19 protein-coding genes are annotated in these 24,212 nt (G+C 59.5%); 8 read left to right on the top strand and 11 right to left on the bottom strand.

The window, feature by feature from the left end; genetic code table 11:
* Positions 1-109: 109 nt before the first annotated feature.
* Positions 110-589, bottom strand: coding sequence for a hypothetical protein (locus tag BLP23_RS26320; RefSeq protein WP_092587688.1), 480 nt, complete (start codon positions 587-589; stop codon positions 110-112).
* Positions 590-1,029: 440 nt separating this feature from the next.
* On the opposite strand from BLP23_RS26320, the gene BLP23_RS26310 reads away from it, so the two are divergent.
* On the top strand, positions 1,030-1,347 hold the full coding sequence (locus tag BLP23_RS26310) for a hypothetical protein (protein ID WP_092587686.1): 318 nt from the start codon (positions 1,030-1,032) through the stop codon (positions 1,345-1,347).
* Positions 1,348-1,711: 364 nt separating this feature from the next.
* On the opposite strand, the gene BLP23_RS26305 is transcribed toward BLP23_RS26310, so the two are convergent.
* Both BLP23_RS26305 and BLP23_RS26300 read right to left on the bottom strand, forming a co-directional pair.
* Positions 1,712-1,912, bottom strand: coding sequence for a hypothetical protein (locus BLP23_RS26305; RefSeq protein WP_092587727.1), 201 nt, complete (start codon positions 1,910-1,912; stop codon positions 1,712-1,714).
* A gap of 107 nt (positions 1,913-2,019) precedes the next feature.
* A complete protein-coding gene (locus BLP23_RS26300; RefSeq protein ID WP_092587685.1) occupies positions 2,020-2,910 on the bottom strand; it encodes a LysR family transcriptional regulator in 891 nt (296 codons plus the stop codon).
* 266 nt (positions 2,911-3,176) lie between these two features.
* On the opposite strand from BLP23_RS26300, the gene BLP23_RS26290 reads away from it, so the two are divergent.
* On the top strand, positions 3,177-4,208 hold the full coding sequence (locus BLP23_RS26290) for an aldo/keto reductase (protein ID WP_092587726.1): 1,032 nt from the start codon (positions 3,177-3,179) through the stop codon (positions 4,206-4,208).
* A gap of 15 nt (positions 4,209-4,223) precedes the next feature.
* Here BLP23_RS26290 and BLP23_RS26285 read toward each other — a convergent pair whose 3' ends face one another.
* From BLP23_RS26285 to BLP23_RS26260, 6 genes are all read right to left on the bottom strand, one after another.
* A complete protein-coding gene (locus BLP23_RS26285; protein ID WP_092587683.1) occupies positions 4,224-5,294 on the bottom strand; it encodes an ABC transporter ATP-binding protein in 1,071 nt (356 codons plus the stop codon).
* Positions 5,291-6,118, bottom strand: a complete 828-nt coding sequence (locus tag BLP23_RS26280; RefSeq protein ID WP_092587682.1) for a carbohydrate ABC transporter permease — start codon at positions 6,116-6,118, stop codon at positions 5,291-5,293. The genes BLP23_RS26285 and BLP23_RS26280 overlap by 4 nt, the downstream gene beginning before the upstream one ends.
* The gene (locus BLP23_RS26275; RefSeq protein ID WP_092587681.1) at positions 6,115-7,017 is read right to left on the bottom strand and encodes a carbohydrate ABC transporter permease; all 903 of its coding nucleotides are present in this window, start codon (positions 7,015-7,017) and stop codon (positions 6,115-6,117) included. The genes BLP23_RS26280 and BLP23_RS26275 overlap by 4 nt, the downstream gene beginning before the upstream one ends.
* Positions 7,018-7,146: 129 nt before the next feature.
* Positions 7,147-8,379 carry an ABC transporter substrate-binding protein gene (locus tag BLP23_RS26270; RefSeq protein ID WP_092587680.1) on the bottom strand — a complete coding sequence of 411 codons (1,233 nt, stop codon included), beginning with the start codon at positions 8,377-8,379 and terminating at the stop codon, positions 7,147-7,149.
* 65 nt (positions 8,380-8,444) lie between these two features.
* Positions 8,445-9,347: a sugar phosphate isomerase/epimerase family protein gene (locus tag BLP23_RS26265; RefSeq protein WP_092587679.1), complete on the bottom strand. Its 903-nt coding sequence runs from the start codon at positions 9,345-9,347 to the stop codon at positions 8,445-8,447.
* A gap of 11 nt (positions 9,348-9,358) precedes the next feature.
* Positions 9,359-10,393 carry a Gfo/Idh/MocA family protein gene (locus BLP23_RS26260; RefSeq protein ID WP_092587678.1) on the bottom strand — a complete coding sequence of 345 codons (1,035 nt, stop codon included), beginning with the start codon at positions 10,391-10,393 and terminating at the stop codon, positions 9,359-9,361.
* Positions 10,394-10,779: 386 nt separating this feature from the next.
* Here BLP23_RS26260 and BLP23_RS26255 point away from each other — a divergent pair, with 386 nt between their 5' ends.
* The 3 genes from BLP23_RS26255 to BLP23_RS26245 all read left to right on the top strand — a co-directional run bounded on the left by BLP23_RS26255 (position 10,780) and on the right by BLP23_RS26245 (position 13,803).
* Positions 10,780-11,823: a LacI family DNA-binding transcriptional regulator gene (locus BLP23_RS26255; protein ID WP_092587677.1), complete on the top strand. Its 1,044-nt coding sequence runs from the start codon at positions 10,780-10,782 to the stop codon at positions 11,821-11,823.
* Between the two features lie 456 nt (positions 11,824-12,279).
* Positions 12,280-12,519: a YjiS-like domain-containing protein gene (locus BLP23_RS26250; RefSeq protein ID WP_092587676.1), complete on the top strand. Its 240-nt coding sequence runs from the start codon at positions 12,280-12,282 to the stop codon at positions 12,517-12,519.
* 246 nt (positions 12,520-12,765) lie between these two features.
* The gene (locus BLP23_RS26245; protein ID WP_022717685.1) at positions 12,766-13,803 is read left to right on the top strand and encodes a substrate-binding domain-containing protein; all 1,038 of its coding nucleotides are present in this window, start codon (positions 12,766-12,768) and stop codon (positions 13,801-13,803) included.
* 36 nt (positions 13,804-13,839) lie between these two features.
* Here BLP23_RS26245 and BLP23_RS26240 read toward each other — a convergent pair whose 3' ends face one another.
* The gene (locus BLP23_RS26240; protein WP_092587675.1) at positions 13,840-15,039 is read right to left on the bottom strand and encodes a multidrug effflux MFS transporter; all 1,200 of its coding nucleotides are present in this window, start codon (positions 15,037-15,039) and stop codon (positions 13,840-13,842) included.
* A 177-nt stretch (positions 15,040-15,216) separates the two neighbouring features.
* Here BLP23_RS26240 and BLP23_RS26235 point away from each other — a divergent pair, with 177 nt between their 5' ends.
* Complete coding sequence (locus BLP23_RS26235) at positions 15,217-15,948, top strand: TetR/AcrR family transcriptional regulator (RefSeq protein ID WP_092587674.1); 732 nt, start codon at positions 15,217-15,219, stop codon at positions 15,946-15,948.
* 3 nt (positions 15,949-15,951) lie between these two features.
* Here BLP23_RS26235 and BLP23_RS26230 read toward each other — a convergent pair whose 3' ends face one another.
* On the bottom strand, positions 15,952-16,350 hold the full coding sequence (locus tag BLP23_RS26230) for a response regulator (protein WP_022717682.1): 399 nt from the start codon (positions 16,348-16,350) through the stop codon (positions 15,952-15,954).
* A 308-nt stretch (positions 16,351-16,658) separates the two neighbouring features.
* Between BLP23_RS26230 and BLP23_RS26225 the strand changes: the two genes are divergently transcribed.
* A complete protein-coding gene (locus BLP23_RS26225; protein WP_092587673.1) occupies positions 16,659-22,127 on the top strand; it encodes an alpha-2-macroglobulin family protein in 5,469 nt (1,822 codons plus the stop codon).
* On the top strand, positions 22,127-24,208 hold the full coding sequence (pbpC, locus tag BLP23_RS26220; RefSeq protein WP_092587672.1) for a penicillin-binding protein 1C: 2,082 nt from the start codon (positions 22,127-22,129) through the stop codon (positions 24,206-24,208). Before BLP23_RS26225 ends, pbpC begins: the two co-directional genes overlap by 1 nt.
* Positions 24,209-24,212: the final 4 nt, after the last annotated feature.

The following is a 24,212-nucleotide window of genomic DNA, read 5'->3' as shown; positions in this document are numbered from 1 at the left end:
AGAATATGCCCCATGGGCGCCAGGCGGCGTTTGATCGGTCCCGCAACAGCGATCTGCCAAGCCGCGGTGTGGTTTACGACTTCAGAAGGAAGCGACGATGCAAAGGGCATCAGCGCGTAGCGCCCCAGAGGTAGGCGACCGCCGCAACGATACCAACGGCAGTCAGCGGCCTTGCCCTGACATGCGCTTCGATTTCATAGACCAAGCTTCTCGCCTGAACTTTCGCGATCCGCACCGTACCGGAGGCAAGCTCTGTTGCGGACTCTGAGAGGTGGCTTACTTCTGATCGCAGGGCCATGATCTCGCCGCGGCTGACCCCGCTCCGTTTTCGACTTGCAGAGAGAGCTTCATCGACCAAGGGAGATTTTTCGTCGGGGGTTTCGGGTTGGCGCTCCCGCTGTACGCGCTCGGCTGCCTCGGCGTCCACTCTTCCAGATGGTGCCGTGGTGTGGGTTATCGAAACGGGGTCCGAGGCCGGAAAGGTGTCCTCAAGTCCTTTCTCGAGTTCGCCCTTTCGCGATCGCTTGCGCTGCTGGGCCTGCTCCCGTTTCATGGACTGAACTGCTGGGGATTCGTCTGGATTTGGCATGTTGAGTTCCTCCTTGCTTGATCGCAGTAATCCCGCAGGTGACGGGAAGTTCCCGATTTGTGTTCCAACTGCCACCGGCTAGCATGTCAAAGTCGAAACTCATCACGGCGAGTATCCTGCCGGCATATCACCGCGAAATAGTAGCTGGCCATTTGCAGGTCTGCGTATTTCAGCAAAACAAAACTCCATGGAGTGCCGTTCTGGTTGATGGTCTTGCCGACGCTGGTTTTTTCGTGGCTAGGATGATTGATTGGCTCGGATGGCATCAGCAAGAGGCGGGCATGTTTGCAATGAGTTAAAGCCGGGGGAAAAAGCACGTTCAGTCAAAGGGGTGCATCGAGATCTTAAGATGCCGCCTACGCTCAGAAAATTTCTGGAACTTTAAAGTTTGACCGGTGTTCCTTGCACGGATCTCGGCGATCCCAAAAAGGAACACAACTATGCACGCGTTCATCCTAGCCGCTACCGCTCTTTGCGCATCCGCCTTGCCTGTGCTGGCCCAGGCAACACTTGCGCCTTCTCCGACCGGAAACACGCCTGCGATCGCAACACCAGGCACGAAGAACCCGACCGCCCCCGTCGCAGGTGCAAACAGCTTCACCGAAGCCCAGGCAAAGGATCGCATCGAAATAGCAGGCTACGCGGAGGTTAAAGACCTAAAGCTCAACGACAAAGGCGTCTGGATGGCCTCGGGGATGAAGGACGGCAAGGCTGTTTCGATCGCCCTCGACTATCAGGGCAACATTGTCGCTGAATAGGAAACCCCAGACGCCGAAACGAGAATTGTATCCGGGCTTTTTCGACGACTACTGCGAAACGAAACCGCAGCAGTGCGAACGTTGCCGTCATCGTAGGTTTTATTTCAACTGACACTTTAGGCAAGTGATCGCAGGTCATTGATATAACGAGGAGGCTTCCTCATGATCGGGATCGGCACTTGCATGCATCCAACGCGGCTGGGGCGGATGTCTTTAAGCCTTGGGCCTTTCTGTTGGCCGTTTTGTCAGCCGCGACTGCGTCCTGGCGGATCCTTGCGAAATTGTCTCACCAGCAGATCGGGTAAGACAGACCCCACGAACCTGTCTGCTGCGACGGCCGGCCAAATTTAGACCTGGAAGCCTGTCAGTTCCCGCGCAGTTTATGGGTGATGAAGACGGCTATGCCGCCGATCCCCAGGACGATGACGCCCCATAAAATCCACACACTCTGATTGACCATGAAGCTCGAGGAAGGATACGGGAAGAGCCCGCTGCCTTGTCCGATCCAGAGCAATCCGAGCAGGATCAAACTCGCCCCGAATGCATAACCGAATTTCCGTCTCATGTTCATCCCTCTCGCGCAGTTCCGGCTTCCGGCCATGATGATGGTAGGCGATCATAGACCGCCCAGCCTCGACAGTATCCCCAATTCACGCACCAACCCGGTGCGGGTCAAACTTCGAGACCGGCGGCATCACTTCCAATGATCTCCTCGAAGCGTCTCGGCAGAGCGTCGCCCGATGTTGCCGATGACGCCAATACGACTTCCCAGCATGCATCTGCTTCTTTCAGACGGCAAACACTCAATATCTGTGCCCGGCTGCGGGCAACCGATTCCGGCACGAGGGCGATGCCGAGCCCGTGTCCGACGAGTTCCATCAACGTGCCGAGGTCGCTCACTTCAAATGCGATCTTGCGATCAATATGCGCCGTCAAAAACAGATCATCTATGATTTTGCGCGTACCTAAATCCTGCTCGAATTCGACAAAGGCATGAGCTGCAATTTCATCAAGCGATACAACCTGGCGTGCGGCAAGTGAATGGGCCTTGTTGCAGACGACGACCAGTTCTTCGCAAGCGATGGTGACGGTTGAAATGTCGGACGGCGGATCAAACATGGGCAGGAATGCAAGGTCGAGTTTGCCGTTTCTGACCTTCTCCAGGAGATGGGCGGCCCCGCCCTGTATCAGCCGCACGTCGATATGCGGATGACGTTTATGAAAACGGGCAAGTAGAAACGGCAGATCGACAAATGCCGGCAGTCCCTGAACTGTTCCGAGGTTCAACTTGCCCGATTTCGCCTGGGCAACAGCGCTTACCGCTTCCCGTGCGTCCTTTGCTGCGTCAAGGACAATTTCCGCCTTTTCGAGCAGCGCCCTGCCGGCGGCCGTCAGCCGCACCTTCCGAGTAGTGCGGACGAAAAGCTGCGCATTCAGCTCTTGTTCCAACGCCCGGACTGAACTCGAAAGCGCGGACTGAACAATGTTCAATCGCTGTGCGGCTTTCGTGAAATGCTCGGCTTTTGCCGCAGCAACAAAATACTGGAGCTGGCGTAGTTCCACTGAAGCCTCATTTTTCACATATATTGATCAATCTCATCTAAATCTTCCGTTTGAAAGATGGAAGCGCCTGACGCATTGTCTCGCGGCGTTTTCGGCATTGCTTCTACCCCACGGGATCAGCCTATCGTTCATGACGGTCTTCTCGACGCTGTCCTTTCCCAGCGCAAGAAAAGAAGCGTTGGCTGCAGCACGGCCGCCATCGGTGCCGATGATGCGAGACAGTGGCCGCCCTTGGTGTCGCGGCTTTGATGTATCAGGAGGTGAACATGGATTATCGCAAACTCGGCCAGAGCGGCACTATCGTGAGCGCCTATTGCCTCGGCACGATGACCTTTGGTGCGGAGGCGGACGAGGCCGCCTCTTACAAGCTGCTCGACGATTATTTCGCCTGGGGCGGCAATTTCATCGATACCGCCGACGTTTATAGCGCTGGGAAATCCGAAGAGATCATCGGCCGCTGGCTGAAGACGCGGCCGACCGAGGCAAAGCAGGCCGTGATCGCGACCAAAGGCCGCTTCCCGATGGGTCCGGGTCCGAACGATATCGGTCTCTCACGCAGACATCTTAACCAGGCGCTCAACGGTTCGCTTCGTCGCTTGGGCATCGAGCATATCGATCTTTACCAGATGCATGCTTGGGACGCGCTGACGCCGATCGAGGAGACCCTGCGCTTTCTCGATGACGCCGTTTCAGCCGGTAAGATCGGCTACTACGGTTTTTCCAACTATGTCGCCTGGCACATTGCCAAGGCTTCCGAAATTGCCAAGGCGCGCGGCTATACACGTCCGGTCACGCTCCAGCCGCAATACAATTTGCTGATGCGCGATATCGAGCTTGAAATCGTCGCCGCCTGCCAGGATGCCGGCCTGGGGTTGCTTCCTTGGTCACCGCTTGCCGGCGGCTGGCTGACTGGCAAGTACAAGCGTGATCAGATGCCGACCGGCGCAACCCGTCTTGGCGAAAATCCAACGCGCGGCGGCGAAGCCTTCGAAGCCCGCAATGCGCAGGAGCGCACCTGGGCAGTTATCGGGGTGGTCGAGGAGATTGCAAGAGCCCGTGGCGTCAGCATGGCGCAAGTGGCCCTTGCCTGGACGGCGGCGCGCCCGGCCGTGACCTCCGTCATTCTCGGCGCGCGAAATACTGAGCAGCTCGCCGACAATCTCAATGCCGCCAGCCTTGCGCTTTCACTTGAGGAGACCACCAGGCTCAACGAAGTCAGCGCGCCAACGCCCGGGCAATATCCCTATGGTGAGCATGGCATCAACCAGCGCCACCGCAAGATGGAAGGCGGACGCTGAATCTTGAAGGCGGCGTCAGATCCTGACGCCGCTTGTCTCATCGAAGAGGTGAAGCTTCTGCGGATCGACAATCACGCCGATAGTATCTCCCGCCCGTGCATTTCCGCGACCGGTTTCGACAATGGTAAGTTCAGGTCCGGTTGCCGCAGTGATGAAGGTCGAAGAACCCGTGGTTTCGACAACGGCGACCGGAACGTCGAAGGTGCCCTGCCCTTGGCCGGTGATGCCGATATGCTCCGGGCGAATGCCGGCGGTCAATTTGCGGCCGGGTGGCAGTTTGCTGGAGATCGTCAGCTTGTACTTCAGCGGGCCGAGGTCGAGCGTCAGGCTTGCGCCATCTTCGCCGACGATCGCCGGGATGAAGTTCATTGCCGGCGAGCCGATGAAGCCGGCGACGAATTTGTTGGCAGGCGTGTCGTAAAGATCAAGCGGCCTTCCCTGCTGCTCGATGACGCCCTCGCGCATGACGACGACGTGATCGGCCATAGTCATCGCCTCGATCTGGTCGTGGGTAACGTAAACGGAAGTCGCATGAAGCCGGTCGTGCAACGCACGGATTTCCTTGCGCATATGGACACGCAGCGCCGCATCCAGATTGGAAAGCGGTTCGTCGAAGAGGAATGCCTTCGGATGACGGATGATGGCGCGGCTCATGGCGACGCGCTGGCGCTGGCCGCCTGAAAGTTCGCGCGGATAGCGTTTCAGGAGATGCGACAGGCCGGTCGTGGCAGCGACTTCCTCGGCGGCTTTCTTCGCCTCGGCTTTGGCGACGCCGCGGATGCGCAGACTATATGTGAGATTCTGCTCGACGGTCATGTGCGGATAAAGCGCGTAGGACTGGAAGACCATTGCCACGTCGCGCTTGCGCGGCGGAACGTTGTTCATCAGTTCCCCAGCGATCTTAAGATCGCCCTCAGAGATGCTTTCAAGGCCCGCGAGAGACCGCAGAAGCGTGGACTTGCCGCAGCCGGAAGGGCCGACGAGCGCCACGAACGTCCCCTTGGCAATCGACAGGTTGATGTTCTTGAGAGCGTGGAAGGCGCCGTAATGCTTGTTGACGCCGGCAAGCTCGATCTGAGTGGTCATTTGAGGGCTCCCGAGGTGAGGCCGGATACGATGCGGCGCTGCAAGAGAACGAAAATGGCGAGGATCGGCGTTACATACATCGTGGCGTAGGCCATGATGTTGTTCCACTCGTTGGTGTTTGGTCCCATGAAGGAATTGAGACCGACACTCGCCGGCTGAAGCTCGGCAGCCTGGATTATCGATTTCGCATAGACGAATTCGCCGAAGGCCTGCATGAAGATGAGGATCGCGCTGACGAGGATGCCGTTGCGCGCCAGCGGCAGGACGATGTTGAAGAAGGCGCCGATGCGGGAATTGCCGTCGACAAGAGCGGCCTCTTCGAGTTCCTGCGGCACGGCCATGAAGGTGGCGCGGACGAGGACGACGAAGAAGGGCATGCTTTTTGCTGCAATGGCGATGATGACGGCAAGGCGCGGATAGTTGAGCATGCCGAGCTGCGAGAAACCGACGAAGATCGGTGTAACCATCAGGGAGGCCGGAAGAACCTGCAGCATGAGGATCAGGAACAGGCCGATATCCACCCAGATGCTGCGATAACGCGCCAGCACGTAGGCGCAGCCAACGCCGAGAATGGTGACGAGCGCCACCGAACCGAGCGCAATCACCAGCGAATTCCAGAGATAGCGGCCCATGTTCCGGCTCTCCCAGACATAGGCATAGGTGCTCCACTGCGGAGAAGACGGCCAGAAGCTCGGCGGCGTGGCGAACATTTCCGAGCCGCTTTTCAGCGCCGTGATGTACATCCAGTAGAGCGGAAAGAGATAGATCGCCGCCATGGCGATGGCGATTGCGAACATCAGTCGGTTGCGGTTTGTATCGCTCATCCGCGCACCTCATGACGTGTCGAGCGGACATAGACGACCGAGGCGATCATGACGAAGACGATCATGATGACGGAGATCGTGGCACCTTTGGCGAAATCATATTGGCGGAAAGACAATTCCCAGGCCCAGTATTGCGTTACATTTGAGGAATTGTTCGGCCCGCCAGAGGTGATCGCGGCGAAGAGGTCGAACTGTTGCAGCGTGAAGATCAGGCCAAGGGCGATGATGGCGCCGATCGTCGAGCGCATCATCGGCAGAGTGATCGTCCAGAAGCGCTGCCAGGCATTCGCACCATCGAGTTCTGCAGCTTCATAGAGATCGCCGGGGATGGCCGAAAGGCCGACGGACAGAAGGATCATGTTGAAGGAAGTGCCGAGCCAGATATTGGCAATAATGACGGCAAAGAGCGAATAGTGCGGGTCGGAACGCCAGAAGATGTTTCCGGAGATGATGCCGCTTTCTCTCAGGATGAAGTTGAGCACGCCGAAGTCGCCCGACAAAATCCAGTTCCAGATGGCACCGACAACGAGGCCCGGCATGACCCAGGACACGAGGAAGAGACCGCGCAGCCACGACGCACCGGGAAAGTTCACCCAGAAGAACAACGCAAGCCCGAAACCGATCAGGAACTGACCTGCTATCGAGCCGGTGACGAAGATCAGCGTGTTGTAAATGATCCCCAGCGTCTCGGGCTGCGCGAAGATATCCGTGTAATTCTTGAAGCCGACGAAGGGCCGCGAGAAGGTCCCGAGGCTGAACATGTCAACCTCCTGGAAGCTCATCACAACATTGTAGATGAGCGGCAGACCCGCCATCAGGAACAGAAAGCCGAGCGGAAAGGCGACAAGCACGATATCGAAACCGCGGCCGTCCTTGACGCTCATCAGGATCCTCTTCATGGGGCCTCCGATAACTCCGAACGGGGCTGCCTGGCGCTCTCGCGGAAGACAGCCCTGCCGGGAGGAAATGGTTGACACTCTCCTTCCCCCCGGAACGGGGAGAAGACGAAGCGATTGACTGGGTGCCAATTATCCAAGAACGGCCTTGATTTTGTCGGCGGCCTGGTCGAGTGCCTCCTTGGCGCTCATCTGGCCAGTCAATGCGGCCTGGATTGCGTCCTGGATCGCCTTGGAGATCTTCGGCCACTGCGGGTGCGGGCCGCGGGGCTTGGCATATTTGAGCTGCTCGAGGAAGACCTTGAGGGCGTCATCCTTCAGCTTTTCGCCGGTCGCCGGGATGGTGATGTCGGAACGGGCCGGAAGCTGGCCGTAGTTCTTGAACAACTTGTCGTCCTGAGAGGCGAAATATTCAAGCGCCTTGAAGGCTTCGGCCGGGTGCTTGGAACTTGCGAAGATCGCCCAGTTGAAGTCGCCCATCGCCGACGAGCGGTCCGCGCCTGCCTTTGGAACCGGAAGCAGGGTCACACCCCAATCGAACTTGGCTTCCTTCACCATGCGGTCGAGTTCCCACGGACCGGAGATCGCCATTGCTGCATTGCCGGAATTGAAGGTGCCGGTCGAGTCCCACTGGCCGCGCGTCAGTGTATCCGGCGAGGCAAGCTTCTCGTCCATGATGGTCTTCCAGGTCTCAAGCGCCTTGACCGCACCGTCGGCATTGATGTTTTCGTAGCCGCCGCCGCCCATTTGGGCCCAGGGAAGGAACTGGAAGGTGCCCTCCTCGTTGGCTTTTGCAGAGAAGGCCAGGCCGTAGACGTTCTTGGCCGGATCGGTCAGTTTGCGCGCGTCTTCAACGAGCTCGTCCCAGGTCTGCGGCGGCTTGTTCGGGTCGAGGCCCTTTGCCTTGAACATATCCTTGTTGTAGTAGAGGGCGATCGTATTGGTCGCTTTCGGCACGCCATAAAATTTCCCGTCCCATTCGACCGACTTCAGCGGCCCGGGAAAATAATTCTCCGGCTTGATCACGGTCGACTTCGCGATCATGTCGGTCAGATCGAGGAAGGCGCCACGCGAAGCGAACATCGCATGTTCCGGATTGTCGACGGCAATGATGTCAGGCGCCTGCCCGGAGGCATAGGCGCGCATCGCTTCGGTGACGACGTCATCGAACTGGATCAGGCGGTACTCGATCTTAATGCCGTTGTTCTGGGCGTTGAATTCCTTGACGAGATTGGGCGCGGGTTGAATGTCGCGATCAAGCGACCAGACGCTGATGGTAACGTCTTCGGCCTTGGCTGAAAGACCGAAGAGCGAGACGCCGGCAAGTGCCAAAGCGCCCAGAACTGCGAATTTACGGATAGCCATGGTTCTCCTCCTTTGTGGTTATCCCCGACTGCCCGGCAAAATCCTCCTTGCCGGGCGCGGTATGATCAAACCGGATCGGCGACGAAATCGCCGCCCCGGGCATGCTTCAGATAATTCAATGCGTAGACCTGACCCGTCATCTCCAGCACGTCGCGGTAAACCGGATCGTGCCAGCCTTCGATATCGATCGAGCCCGACCAGCCGGCCAGACGCAGCTCCGAAATGATGTCCGTCCAGTTGCTGTCGCCGAAACCCGGCGTGCGCATGAAGACGAACTTTTCCTTGCCGAAGATGCCATGCTCCTTGATGACATCCCAGCGGATCGTCGCATCCTTGCCGTGGACATGGAAGATTTTCTTTGCCCACTTTCGGATCTGCGGCAGCGGCTCGATCAGATAGACCATCTGGTGGCAGGGTTCCCACTCAAGGCCGATATTGTCGTCCGGCGTCTCATTGAAGATCAGCTCCCAGGCATCCGGATTATGCGCGATGTTCCAATCACCGGTTGCCCAGTTGCCGTCCATCGCGCAGTTTTCGAAGGCGATCTTGATGCCCTTGTCGGCGGCGCGCTTGGCAAGCTCGCTCCAGATCTGCTTGTAGCGCGGCAGGCTGTCGGTCAGCGGTTTGCCTCGAATGCGGCCGGTAAAGCCGGCAACGCAGGTGGCACCAAAATGATGGGCATTGTCGATGCACTCCTTCCAGCCCCGCAGGGTCTGCAAGTCGATATCGGTTTCTTCTAGCGGATTGCCGAACATGCCGAGCGTCGAGATTGTAATGTCCCGATCGCCGATCGCGTCGCGGGAGCGTTTGCCGAGCTCGGCGAGATCCTGGCCGTTGGTCGTCTGCCAGAAGAAGGGCTCGAAGCTCTCAAACCCCATATCGGCGATCTGGCCGATGCGCTTGTCGGCGCCGCCCTTGGACGCGCTGACCATAGTTCCGATACGTATGGATTTTGCAGGATTGCTCACGATCTCATTCCTTATGCTGAAATTTCAACGCGTTTGCCGGTTCTAGCGCTCTCGATCGCGCCGAAGACCATGGCAAGGCTTCTAATGTTGTCGCTGCTTGCCGTTTCCGGCTGCTTGCCGGTCCGGATGGCGTCCACGAAACCGGCAATGACGCTGGCATGGCCGCGCGTCTCCTCGTCCCGCTCCGGCCCAGGAACATCGACCGGCGTAAAGCCGCGAAGCAAGCCCGTCTCTTCGCCGGCAACCGCGGCACGGAATGTTTCATCCCCGTCCCAAGTCAGCATTCCCTTGGAGCCGACGAGACGCCACTGGCTCTCCCAGCTCGTACGCTGGCCTTCGGCACACCAGGAGCCGCGATAGGTGAAAACGACATCGTCGGAGAATTCAAAGGTGGCGTTGGCAGAGGCGCCGTGACGATACCACGACCCTTTTGGATTGCGCTCGACGCAATAGACGGCGAGCGGCTTCTTGCCGGCGACAAATCGTGCGGCATCGAAGGTATGGATCGCCATGTCGAGAAGCAGGACATTGTCCATGTCCTCGCGGAAGCCGCCGAAATGCGGGGCTACGAAGAAGTCGCAATGGATCCCGGTCACATCGCCGATTGCACCGCTTTCGACAAAACGGCGCATGCGGCGAACACCGGAAATGAAGCGTCGGTTCTGGATGATCGCATGGATCTTGCCGGCCTCTGCCGCAAGATCGATCAGGGCGGCTCCTTCCGCCAGCGAGGTAGCCATCGGCTTTTCGCTTAGCACGTGGCATCCCGCCTTAAGCGCCGTAGAGACGACATTGAAACGGGCAGCCGGGATGACGACGTCGAAGACGATATCCGCCCTCGCCTTTGCAATAACGTTGGAAAGATCGGTGCCGATGGAGGCGTTGTTCAGGCCGAACTCCGAGGTGAGCGCTTCGGCCGCAGCCAGATTCACATCGACGAGGCCGGTGACCGCGATCGTTTCGGCTAGAGTCGGGGTTTCCTTTAAGGCGCGCAGCCAGCCTTTGGACATGGCTCCGCAACCGCACAGAACTGCATTCAATGTCACGATTTCCTCCCGCGGCGCGCGTCCAGCAATTCCTCGTCGGCGTGTCCGTAAACGTTTACGATACTAAGCGGAAACGTTTCTTGCTGTCAATAGAGGGCGATGCGGGGACGAGATGCTGCGGAAAACAGCTTTAAATGCGCGATCTTAGGCAAATCCACATTGCAATGCAGCACGGTCATGGGGGCCCATCATCTGGCTGTCAAACGGACATTTTACTAAACCTCAAACCAGGTGCACGGCGATGAGGGCAAACACGACGACCCCTCTTCACACGGCAAGCGTCAGTGCACCTCAGATTGCAGTGATGCACCGGCGCATGCTTATGCTAATGATCAAGCGGTTCCTGGCGGCAGACGTACTTTCGCGGGTGGACAAAGGAAATGCCAATGAAAGCCGGCCCGACGAACGACGGAAACAAGACCAAGCGCAAGGAGCGCATGCGATTTGTCAGCGCAGATCAAGTCGCAGAGCTTGCGGGCGTATCACGCTCCGCTGTTTCAAGGACGTTCACTCCAGGCGCAAGCGTTGCGCCCGCCACCCGCGAGCGGGTGCACAAGGCCGCCGAGGAGCTTGGCTATCATGTCAACGATCTGGCACGCGGCGTCCTTGCAAATCAAAGCCGCCTGGTCGGCATCGTTGCGACGCGGCCGGAAGTCGGCTTTCGCGCCCATCTGGCCGCAGCACTTGCAAAGGCGCTGATAAAGCGGGGCAGTATCCCGATCCTGATCAACACCGGCCAGACCGAGGATGAACTGCTTGCAGCGCAGAAGATGTTGATCGGCCACCGCGCCGAAGCAACGATCATTCTTTCCGGATCCCCACCCGCGAGCTTCTTAGATATCGCGCATCGCAACGGCCAGCCGCTGGTGGTCATCGGCCGCACCGAACCGGATGCGGATCATGTGAGTGCCGGAAACGCCGAAGCGTCCCGCAAGGCAGCGGCGGCCTTCTTTGACAAGGGATACCGTCGGCTTGCCGTTGCAGCGTCGCATTCGGCAACGTCCAGCATTGCAGAGCGCGAGGATGCCTTCCTGGCGGCAGCCGAGGAGTTCGGCGCTTCGGTCTCGGTCGGACGCGGCATAGATTCCGACTATGACAGCGGCATCGATGCCGCGCGTCAACTCTTCTCCCGGGCCGAAAGACCCGATGCGGTTTATTGCGCCAACGATTTGATTGCCTTCGGATTGATGGATCATGTCCGAAAGACGCTCGGCTTGCGGATACCGGATGACGTCGCCGTGATCGGCTTTGATGATGTGCCGGCGGCGGCCTGGCTCAGCTACCGGCTTACGACTTTCCGCCAGGATCCGGTCGTCATGGCACAGCGTGCCGTCGACCTCGTCGAGCGTCGGCTTGCCAGCCCGGACCTGCCACCTGCTTACGAGAGGGTCATTCCGGAACTTATCGTCCGCGACAGCTTCACCCCCTGACCCCAGTGCTCGATGCGTGGCACCCGCCATTCGCCGAAGGTCACTCTCGATGCCGCCGACAGAGGTGTCGCACGATGGCGTGTTGCCGTTATGCAACAAACTTCTCAAGTGATAGCTACAATTCCAGATTTAATATTGCTGATCATCCGCCGTTATGCAAATATATGTCCATCTCGCAAATTTAATCAGAGGAGGCGTGAAATGAATCCCATTCTCGTGTTTATACGCCCCGCTGGCGGGATGGCTCGCAAGACGTCGATGCGTTGCGCATCCAATCCGGGCCGACACTCCTCCGAGGCCGTATAAACCGCGGATTACTGCCATTTTGGCATTCCCCAACCTGACCTGACGTGAGCCGGACCGCCGAACGACTGCGTGTGTTCCACGTTCGCCTCCGTGTGTCTTTTTAACTTTCGAGAGGACCTGGCTGCTTGAGCGCGCCGGGACGAAAAAATCATGCGCGAAGCACAAGTAATAGTTGCTGAAACCCTTTCGGCGACCGTCGATGAACTTTACCAGAAATTTGGCGTCTGGAGGACAGCGCGCGCGCTGGTTCTGGCCGCCTGGAGGCATCACCAAACGGTGGACCAGGTCTCCCAACTGTCAGATCGTATGCGCCGCGATATCGGCCTTCCGGAGGCCGAGGACGCATACGGGGCGGCGAGATTTCGGAGCATCTGGCCCAACACAAGATGACTTCCAGCCCTGGCGGCCAGGCCGCCGGGGCTGGTGTTTGCCTGCCGAAATCGCGATGAGGACATACCATGGACGTCGGCTGGCAGCCGCGAAAACGATGCGGCATCTTCGTCTCGCGCCGGATCTGACGTCTATCCCGCACACCGCTGCCGCCCAGGAGCGGGACCGCGGCCGCTTTGCGGAAACGCATTCCTGTGGCAATAAGAGCAGATCACGCGTTTTTATCGGGGAGGAAGAACGCAGCCGATGAAGGGGATCCGACAGCTTGCCAAGCATCTCGACATTTCGATCGGGACGGTTTCCCGCGCGCTAAACGACAAACCGGACGTCAACGAGGAAACGCGCAAGCGCGTGCTGGCGGCTGCCGAAGAGCTCGGCTATGTGGCAAATCAGTCCGGCCGCAGCCTGAGGCAGGGCACGACCAACGTTATCGGATTGATGATCGAATCCAGCAAGGAAACCGTCGAAAATAGCGACAACTTTTTTCTCGGCCTCACCGGCGGTCTTCAAAGCGTACTTGCGCGGCACAAGCTCGACCTCGTGATGCTGCCCTGCCCCAGCGACGAGGATCCCTATGAATATCTGAAGCGCATGGTGGCGCGGCGCGTCGTCGACGCGATGATTATTTCAGCGACGCAGCGGATCGACAGGCGCATCGATCTTCTGGTGAAAGCCAAGATTCCTTTCGTCGCGCTCGGACGAAGCTCATCGGGCGGCAACTACACCTGGATCGATCTTGATTTCGAGGGCGTGGCGGCATCGGCGGTCGACCGCCTGGTGGCCAAGGGGCATCGTAGGATCGCGATCGCAGCACCTTCGAGCGATATCAATCTCGGCTATGTCTTCGTCGATGCATACCAGCAGTCGCTTGAGCGCCACGGCATCCCGTATGATCCCAAGCTCGTCATCCGCGTCAAATCGAGCGAACAAGGTGGCTACCAGGCCGGACACGAATTGCTGCTCTTGGACAACAAGCCGACAGCGATCATCCTGATCTACGAGTTGATGGCGATTGGTCTTTACAGACGCTTGGTCGAGGCAGGCGTCGTACCAGGGCGCGATCTGGCAGTGATCGGCTTCCGTGAGGAGCCACGCGCCAAATTCCTGCAACCTGCCCTCACCTGCTTCCGCATGTCGTTGCGCGATCTCGGCGTCGAACTGGCCGAAACGCTGCTTGCGACCATGCCCGCTTTTGCGAAATTTTATCCGAAGGGCGCGCGCAACACGATCTGGCCGCTGGAACTGGTCCCAGGCGAAAGCGACGCCTTTTTCCTCAATCCATGAAATGGGCCGCGTCATTTGGAAACGCGGCCGCAATCGTCATTCAGCCGGTGCTGCGGCGGCGCGGCGGCCAAGCGTTGCCTGGGTCAGGACGAAGGCAAGCAGCGCGCAGGTCGCAATGCCTGCTGCCATCGGAACGGCCGTACCATCGGCAAACAGGCTGGACACCACCATTGCGACAGCGGCAATGACGAAGTGCAACGTCCCCATCAATGACGAGGCCGTACCTGCGATCTGACCGTGATCCTCCAGAGCAAGAACCGCGCTCGTTGGAATGACAAGTCCGAGAAAGCCATATCCGATGAAAAGGAAGACGGCCATCACCGGAAGCTGGTTGATGCCCGCCGCCATTACGACGGCCATCACGACCATGACGAGGCAATAGAAGGTGACGGCTGAGCGCATGACGCGAACGAGGCCGAAGCGCTCGCCGAGCCAGCCGGTCGCCTGCGAAACGGCGAAGAAGGACACGGCGTTGACGGAGAAGGCGAAGCTGTACTGCGTCGGCGTCAGGCCGTAGTGCTGGATGAGCACGAATGGAGAGTTGGCGAGATAGACGAGGAAGCTCGAGATCCCAAGACCGCCAATGAAGGTGAGCGTCAAGAAGTTCCTGTCGCGCAAAAGGAAGCCATAGGCAGACATCGCGCTGCCGAGGCTACTGCCCTTGCGATCCTTCGTCGGACGAGTCTCGTCAAGCTGTGTGGCAAGCAGCACGAGCCCGATGAAGGCCGCGATCGTCACCGCCCAGAAGACACCGCGCCAGCCGTAGAACTCGATGACCGCACTGCCGGCCAGCGGAGCAAGAATGGGGGAAATTGAAAAGACGAGCATGAGAAGCGACATTAGACGGGCTGCCTGAACGCCGGTGTGCATGTCACGAACAACAGCGCGGGGTATGACCATGCCGGCCGCACCGCCGATGCCCTGGATAAAGCGGAAGGCGATCAGCGTTTCTATGTCTTGCGCCAGCGCGCAGCCGATGCTGGCAACGGTGAAGATGCCGATGCCCAGGTAAAGTGGCAGCTTGCGACCCCACATGTCCGACAGCGGACCGTAAAGCAGCTGGGCCAGCGCAAAGGAAATGAAGAACGACAGAAGGCTCAACTGGGTGATGTTGTTATCCGAGCCCAGATCGGCGCCGATCGAAGGCAGCGCCGGAAGGTACATGTCGATGGCAAAGGGACCTATGGCTGACAAAAGCCCAAGGATGAGCGCAATGCGAAAGAATGAAGCGGTCATTTTGATGATCTTTCATAAAATGCGCAGCGAAGGAAGCGGACTGGGTCTCTCCGCCGCGTTGCTCTCGAAGGGTTCAAATGAGGGGCGGCTGCAAGCTGCGACGCGCTTGGGAGAAGCGTCAGCGAATGCGAACCGACGTGTCAAGTATTTTGGACACGCGTGTAAAATTAGACAGTGTTGTCTAAAACGTCAAGACGCATTATCCTTAGAGCGATGAAAAATCTCGCGCCACCCGAAAAGAGAGTGGATGGGCCGACCCAGCGCGGCCAGTTCAAGAAGCGAGCTTCCATACTGGAAGCAGCCGCGGATGTATTCTGCCGCCAGGGCTTTGCAGGGGCAAGCATCGACGAGATTGCGGTTGAGGCCAATGTCTCGCGCCAAACGATCTATAATCACTATTGCGAGAAAGAGACTTTGTTCGTCGCCGTCGTAGACGACGTGCTGAAGCGCGCCAATTCGATGATTTTTTCGATGCTGGCAACATTTCCGGTCAATGCCGACAATTTGGAAGAAGACCTTGTCGCCTTTGCGATCCGGATCAACAAGAACTGCATCTGCAACCAGGACGGAAAGTTCCTGCGTCGTCTCGTCCAGAACGAAGGTGAGCGCTATCCGCATCTTTTCGAGACCTGGCGCCAGCAGGGCCCAGGCCGGATCATTTCCGCGCTCGGTGCTCTGTTTGCGCGGTTGAGCGCCAGTGGTGCGCTGAAGATCGAGGACTTCGATGTGGCGGCGCGACAATTCCTCGCTCTCGGGAATGCGGATCTGCAGATCATGATGCTGTTCGGGCAAACGCCGAGTGATGAGCAACTCGAAAGTGCCGCCCGCAATGCGGTCAGGACGTTCCTTCGCGCCTATGGCACGGCGACGTCCGCCAAGCGCCGAGATCTTGCGGCCGTCAGCGGCTGAGTGTCAGGCAAAGACCAGCATCTGCGATGGAACGGCAGCGAGCGCGCCAGTGCGGCGTGCGACGGCATACTTCAGCGACTGTTCGACGACGGACGGCTTGACCGGCTTTTTGACGACGCCGAGCGTCCCCTTGACGCCTCCTGCCACCATCTCCGGGTTGCCTGTCATAAAGACAACGGCAATGCCGTGGTCTTCCGCCAACCGGCGGCCGATTTCCGGCCCAGTCGCACCATCCGACAGGTTGACGTCGACAAAGGCGACGTCCGCCGTCGGCGCAAAACGCAACGCCTGTTCCTTGTTTGCGGCAAGCCCCGTCACTTCCATGCCCATGGCTTGAACGGTTGCTTCAAGGTCGAGGGCGATCAAGAACTCGTCCTCTACGATCAATACTCTCTGGTTCATGAGGTTATCCTGTAGCCAGCTTACGCAAAACATTCGTGGCCAGACGCGCCCTTGCCGGCCCGGGCACGCGAAAAACTTCGCACCAGTCGGCCTTGGCCGGCGGAACTTGAGCGGATAACGGGCAAGGGCGGGATATGTTCCGGGCCGATACGCATTATTTTTTATTTAAGTCATTGTTAATCCTAATGAAACATTAAGATCGACGTAAGCCTTTGATAAAAAGCAGCTCTAAATTTGAAGTTGTATTGACAAGTCTTTTCGGCCGCAGGAGAGTGCCCCAATCCAGCGCCAGCGACCGGGGGGAACCTATGTCTGTACGCTCGTTTTTCGCATCCGCCGCCATTGCATTTTTTGCCATCGCGGTCAGCCTTCCCGCGACAGCTGCGGAGACCAAGCGCGATATCCAGACGATCAAGGACGCCGACTTCTTCGGCTTTGATCTGCGGACGGAGCAGAACGTTTCCCTCGAACAATGCAAGACCTCGTGCATTGGCGACAAGAGCTGTAAGGCTTTCACCTATAACCCGAAGGTGAAATGGTGCTTCCTGAAGTCCGACTTCAAGACGATGAACGCTTTTCCAGGCGCAATTGCCGGTCGGATCGTCGAAACAGCGGCCGGACCGCGCGAGCCCGATATCGGTGCACCCCCTCGCCTCAGCTTTCTCTCGGAAGACATCATCCAACAAGCGCGCGACTTCAAGGCCAATCTGGCACTCGCCGACGCTCAGCCGGGCCAGACCGTCGACAGCCTGACAGCAACGGCGCGCCTTGATCTTACCGCCAACAACCTCGCAAGCGCGATCGACGCTTTTCATCGCGCGCTGGCGCTGACACCCGACGATGCCGATCTCTGGCTGGAGACGGCTCGCGCCGCAAATTCGCTCGGCGGCACTGGCAGCCAGGCCTTCGGCCAGGCACTTCTCGATGGGTTGAACGGTTACGAACTGACGCGCACAGCCTCAAAGCGGGCCGATGCTCTTGCCGTGCTTGCGACCTCGCTCGCCAAGAATTCGAATTTCCGCGCGGCCCTCAACGCCTATAAGGCAAGCCTTGCGCTGGCAAGCTCCAGGGAAGTCCAGGGGGCCTATCTCAAGCTCAAGTCGGAACAGGGCTTCCGCATCACCGAACACAATGTCGATGCCGACAGCGCAACGCCGCGTGCCTGCGTGACGTTCTCCGAATCCCTCGTCAAGACGGTCGACTATGCACCGTTCGTGACGCTGAACGGACAACCCCCCAATGCGCTGGAAGCCAAGGACAAGCAGATCTGCGTCGAGGGCCTGGGTCACGGCGAAACCTACAAGATTGGCTTCCGCACCGGTCTTCCTTCGTCCGTCGACGAGGTCCTGGACGCACCCGTCAGCCTCGATGTCTACGTCAAGGACCGCAGTCAAATGGTGCGGTTTACCGGCGATAGCTTCGTGCTGCCTTCGACGGCGCGCCGCGGCATTCCGCTCGTCAGCGTCAATATCGAAACTGCCAACCTCAAGCTCTACCGTATTGGCGATCGCGGTATTGCGCCGCTTCTCACCAGTTCACAGTTCCTGACGCAGCTCGACGGCTATAGCGCGCAGCGCATTCAGGATGAAAGCGGCGAGCTCGTGTGGGAAGGTTCAATCGAGATCGCCAACGATCTCAACAAGGATGTCGTTACCAGCTTTCCCGTTGATGAAGCCCTGCCCGAGCGTAAGCCGGGCATCTATGTGCTGATCGCCTCGCCTGCCGACAAGCCGGAAAACGAGTGGGATTCCAAGGCGACACAATGGTTCGTCGTTTCCGATATCGGCGTTACTACCTACGCCGGAACCGACGGACTCAACGTCTTTACGCGCTCGCTCTCTTCCGCCAAGCCGATCGCCGGTGTCGAGCTGCAACTGCTTGCCAAGAACAACGAAGTTCTGGATACCGCGACGACCGATGAAACCGGCCGAGCCACCTTCACTGCCGGGCTGCTGCGCGGCACGGCAGCACTCACTCCAGCCGTCCTGGCTGCTCGCAACGGGGCGTCCGACTACGTCTTCCTCGATTTGACGCGCGCAGGCTTCGACTTGTCCGATCGCGGCGTGACAGGACGAGCCTCGCCCGGAGCGATCGATGTCATGACCTGGACCGAGCGCGGGATCTATCGGGTGGGCGAAACCGTGCATGCCACCGCGCTTGCCCGCGATACGGATGGAAAGGCGATCGAGAAGCTGCCGCTGACCTTCATCTTCATGCGTCCCGATGGCGTCGAAGACCGGCGCATCGTCCGCCAAAGCAGCGACGTCGGCGGCTATTTGATCGATCTCCCGATCCAGGAAAATGCCATGCGCGGCAGTTGGACAATGAACGTCCATACCGACCCCAAGGGGTCGCCAATCGGCACCAGAACATTCCTCGTCGACGATTTCGTTCCCGATCGCACCGACCTGGAGCTGAAGACAGAAGCCAAGGAAATCGGTCCCGATACGCCGGCAACGATGTTCATCAGCGGCAAATATCTCTACGGCGCGCCGGCAGCCGGCCTGACGCTCGAAGGCGATGTCGTCATCAAGCCGACGCGCGAAAGCCAAACCTTTCCGGGTTACGTCTTTGGTCTTTCTGACGAGGAGGCGAACGAGGAAAGCCGCCAGGCGATCGAAGGCCTGCCGCAATTGGACGAGAACGGCCAAGCAACGACAGATCTTGCGGTCGGTGATCTTCCAGCAACCACGCAGTTGTTGAACGCGACGGTCTATATCCGCATGCAAGAAACGGGCGGCCGGGCGCTGGAGCGCTCGCTGGTGATCCCGGTCAAAAACCAGGGACCGATGATCGGCATCAAGCCTGAATTTTCGGGCGATGTAGCCGAGAATTCGATCGCCAGCTTCAACGTCATCGGCGTCTCGGCCGACGGCCAGAAGCAGGAAATGAAGGGGCTGCGCTGGAAGCTTTCACTCCTTCAGCGCGAATACCAATGGTATCGGGAAGGCACGGCATGGAAATACGAAACCGCTTTCAATGCGCGCCAGCTTGCCAGCGGCACGACTGATGCCGGCTTGGACGGCGGCAAGATAGCGTCGCAGGTCGGCTGGGGCCGCTACCGACTTGAAGTCGAAAGCCCGCACGCCGACGGCCCGACATCCAGCGTCGAATTCGACGCTGGCTGGATGGTGGAGGCTGTCTCGACCGAAACGCCGGACGGCCTTGAGATCGCGCTCGACAAAGAGAGCTACATGGTCGGCGAGACGGCGAAGCTCAAGGTTTCTTCCCGTTATGGCGGCGAGTTGATGGTAACGGCCGGAACGGAAAACCTCGTTGCCGTACAAAATGCGACGATCGGCGAGACTGGAGGCGAAGTGGAGATCCCAGTCACCGCCGAATGGGGCGCCGGCGCCTATGTGACGGCAACCCTCTTCCGCCCGGGCGACGCACAGGACAGCCATATGCCGATGCGCTCGATCGGCATCAAATGGCTGACGGTCGATCCCGAGCAGCGCGCGCTGCAGGTCGTAGTCGATGTCCCGGAAAAGATGCTGCCGCGCGCACCGCTGAACATCAGCCTTGCGGTGACCGGTGCTGGAGCCAATGAGGATGCTTACGTCACGGTTGCGGCCGTCGATGTCGGCATTCTCAACCTGACGCGCTACGAGGCGCCCAATCCCGAGGACTGGTATTTCGGCCAGCGCCAGCTCGGTCTTGAAATCCGCGACCTCTATGGCCGCCTGATTGACGGTTCGCTCGGCGCGACAGGCAAGCTCAGAACCGGCGGCGATGGCGGCGCGGTGGCGCTGCAAGGCAGCCCGCCGACGCAAAAGCTCGTCGCCTTCTTCTCCGGTCCGGTGAAGCTTGACGCCGATGGAAAGGCGAATGTCAGCTTCGACATTCCACAATTCAACGGCACGGCGCGTGTCATGGCCGTTGCCTGGTCGAAGGATGGGGTCGGCCACGCCGTCAAGGATATCGTCATCCGCGATCCGGTGGTCGTCACCGCCAGCCTGCCGAAATTCCTGGCGCCTGGCGACAAGGCGGAACTGCGCCTCGACATCGCCAATACCGATGCGCCGGCCGGCGATTTCGAACTGCAGCTGACCGGCAACGAAGCCGTCGGCATCGAGGAGGCCGCAGCCTCGCGGACGATCCATCTGGATGCCGGCGCGAAATCCGACATCACGCTGTCGGTGATCGGCAAGCAGCCCGGCAACGGCGCTGTTTCGATCAACCTGTCGGATGCATCTGGACTGTCGCTTGATCAGACGGTCGACGTACCGGTCCGACCATCGTCACTGCCCGTGACCGAAAGGCGCGTCATCGCCTTAAAACCGGGGGCGAAACTGAGGGTCGACAAGGAACTTCTGGCCAACAGCGTTCTGCCGGGCGCCTCGGTCAGCGTCAACGTCACGCGTTCGGCCGCCTTCGACATTCCCGCACTGCTGATGTCACTCGACCGTTATCCTTTCGGCTGCGCCGAACAGACGACGAGCCGCGCGCTGCCGCTTCTTTATCTCAGCGAGCTTTCAAAACAAAACGGGCTCGAAGACGATGCAGACGTCAAGAAGCGCGTCCAGGATGCGATCTATCGTGTGCTGTCCTATCAGGCATCGGCGGGCAGCTTCGGCCTTTGGGGACCGGATTCGGGCGACCTCTGGCTCGATTCCTATGTCACGGATTTCCTGACAAGGGCGCGTGAAGAGAAGTACGACGTGCCCGACCGTGCGCTTGTCCAAGCGCTCGAGAACCTGCAGAACGCGCTGAGCTACGACGTCAACGTCAAGACGCAAGGCGATCAAATTGCCTATGCAATCTATGTTCTTGCCCGCAACAGGAAGGCCTCGATCAGCGATCTGCGCTACTACGCCGATACGATGATCAACGACTTTCCGACGCCGCTTGCCAAGGCGCATATCGCTGCGTCATTGGCACTTTACGGAGATGCGACGCGTTCGAAGAATATCTTCGTCGACGCTTTGCAGATGACCGAGAATTCCATCATTCATCGCGTCAATCTTTCGCGCACCGACTACGGCTCGATCCTGCGCGACGGTGCGGCCATCCTGGCACTTGCGGCCGAAAGTCGCCCTGTCCCGCCAGTCATTCCGGAACTGGCAAAGGCCGTCGGCAGGGAATGGGACCGCAGCAAGTGGACGAGCACCCAGGAACAGGCCTGGACGCTGCTTGCCGCGCGCGCGATCCAGAGCGGCGATGATTCGCTGAAGGTGGACGTCAACGGCGCTCTGCATAGCGGTGCCTACATGGCGAAGATGAGCGGCGAGGCGCTGATGAACAATCCCCTGACGCTGACGAGCGCCATGACCGATCCGGTATCGGCGGTCGTCACGACAGTCGCAGCACCCGTCACGCCGCTGCCTGCCGGCGGCAACGGCTTTGCCATCGAGCGCACCTATTACACGCTTGATGGCGAGCCGGTGAATATCAGCGAGGCGCAGCAGAACGAGCGTTATGTGGTCGTGCTGCAGGTGACCGAAACCAACGCCTGGCCGTCGCGTATCGTCATGACCGATCTGCTGCCTGCGGGCCTCCAGATCGATAATCCGAGCCTGGTCGACAGCGCTCAGCTCACCAATTTCGACTGGATCGGCGAACAGACGACGGCGCACACCGAATTCCGCAACGATCGCTTCGTTGCGGCCTTCAACCGGACTTCGGACGACAACCGTGAAATCAACGTCGCCTATATCGTGCGGGCCGTCACCCCGGGCGTTTACGACCATCCGGCGGCGACCGTTGAAGATATGTACCGCCCCGAATATTCGGCTCGCACCGCGACCGGCAAGATGGAGGTTGTCGCAGCACGATAATGCGGCTCTGGCGCAAGCTCACGATTGCAACTGCGGTCGGTTTCATTCTTGCCGGCGCGGTTATCTTTGCGCTGGACGCTGCCGACAGGGTCTTTCCGCCACCTCTCGAAAAGACCGGTGAGGCTTCGGTCGAAGTGCTCGATGCAGATGGTCAGTTGCTGCGCGCCTTTGCGACGCTGGAAGGCGGTTGGCGTTTGAAGACCACTGTCGCGGATGTCGACCCGCAATTCATACGCATGCTGATCGCCTATGAGGACCGGCGCTTCTACGAGCACCACGGCATCGATCCGCTGGCGATCGGGCGCGCGGGCCTGCAGCTGGTTACCAACGGCCGCATCGTTTCCGGCGCCTCGACGCTTTCCATGCAGGTGGCGCGACTGATCGAACCGCGCGCCGGACGTTCGCTTTCGGCGAAAATCCTGCAGGTGATACGCGCCGTCCAGATCGAGCGGCGGCTTTCGAAGGAAGAGATCCTCGATCTTTATCTGACGCATGCGCCCTATGGCGGCAATCTGGAAGGCGTGCGCGCCGCAAGCCTTGCCTATTTCGGCAAGGAGCCAAAGCGGCTGACGGTGGCGCAGGCTGCCCTCCTCGTTGCCCTCCCCCAGCTTCCTGAACGACGACGCCCCGACAGGAATCTGGCGGCAGCGGAAGCGGCACGAAAGCGCGTTCTGAAGCGCGCCGCCGTGGTCGAAGCCATCGGCGAGGGAGAGGCCGAGCGCGCCGAGGCGACACTCGTGCCGGCAACGCGCATGCAGTTGCCAGCCCTTGCCGCGCATCTTGCCGAAGCAGCGCTTCGCAGCAAGCCGAACGAGCGCGAGCATCGCACGACGCTGAAGAAGCAGATACAGGCAGGGCTCGAAGCAACGGCGAAAAGTGCCGCGATGAAACTTCGTCCGAAGCTTTCTCTCGCAATGGTGATGGCCGATGCGCGCACCGGCGAAATCGTCGGCGAAGTGGGCTCGGCGGACTATTTCGATGCGAGCCGTTCCGGCTGGATCGACATGACGCGTGTCAACCGCTCACCCGGTTCGACACTGAAACCCTTCATCTATGGTCTTGCCTTCGAGCAGGGACTGGTCAGCCAGGAAACGATCATTGAGGACCGGCCGGCAGATTTCTTCGGTTACCGGCCGCGCAATTTCGACATGAGCTATCAAGGCGACGTAACGGTCCGCGAGGCATTGCAGCTTTCGTTGAATGTGCCGGCCGTCAGGCTGCTTGACGCCGTCAATCCGGCGCGGCTTTTGATGCGCTTCCGCCGCGCCGGCGTTCGCCCCATCCTGCCGCCGAACGAAGCGCCGGGTCTGGCGATCGGGCTCGGCGGCGTAGGCATCACGTTGAAAGACCTCGTGCAGCTTTATACGGCGCTTGCCAACAAAGGCGAGCCGGTTCGCATCGGCGACGGCGTAACTGCAAAGCCCGGCAAGATAGACGGCGAGCCATTGCTGGAGCCGGTCGCCGTTTGGAATGTTTCGGATATTCTTTCCAGCGTCATCCCACCGGCAGGCGCCCCCCAGCGCGGCATCGCCTACAAGACGGGGACCAGCTACGGCTATCGCGACGCATGGTCGGTCGGCTACGATGGGCGGTATGTGCTCGGTGTCTGGGTCGGAAGGCCGGACAATGGCGCGGTGCCGGGTTCGACCGGTTACGGCACGGCAGCCCCTATCCTGTTTGAGGCCTTTGCAAGGTCGAGCATCGCAACCACACCTTTGCCGCGCCCGCCCTCTGGCGCAGTGCGCATCGCCCAGGCGGATCTGCCGGTGAGCCAGCGGCGTTTTTCGATAAATGCCAGCGGATTGCTTTCCAACTCCAGTCGCGAACAGGCACCGCAGATCGTCTATCCACCGGAGGGCGCGCATGTCGACCTCGGCGCAAGAAGCGGTGATCTGTCACCCTTGATGTTGAAACTGCAGGGCGGCCGAGCGCCGTTCCGCTGGCTTGCAAACGGCAAGCCGCTGCCCGATCTTTCTCGCCGCCGCACCAACCAATGGATGCCGGATGGTGGCGGTTACTCGAAACTGACGGTGATCGATGCGATGGGCCGTGCGGCAAGCGTCGGTGTCTTCATCGACTAAACCT

Origin of the sequence: Rhizobium mongolense subsp. loessense (assembly GCF_900099775.1) — a bacterium.
Classification (GTDB): domain Bacteria; phylum Pseudomonadota; class Alphaproteobacteria; order Rhizobiales; family Rhizobiaceae; genus Rhizobium; species Rhizobium loessense.
Note: the sequence above shows the minus strand (reverse complement) of the source record. Positions and strands in the feature narration are given on the sequence as shown.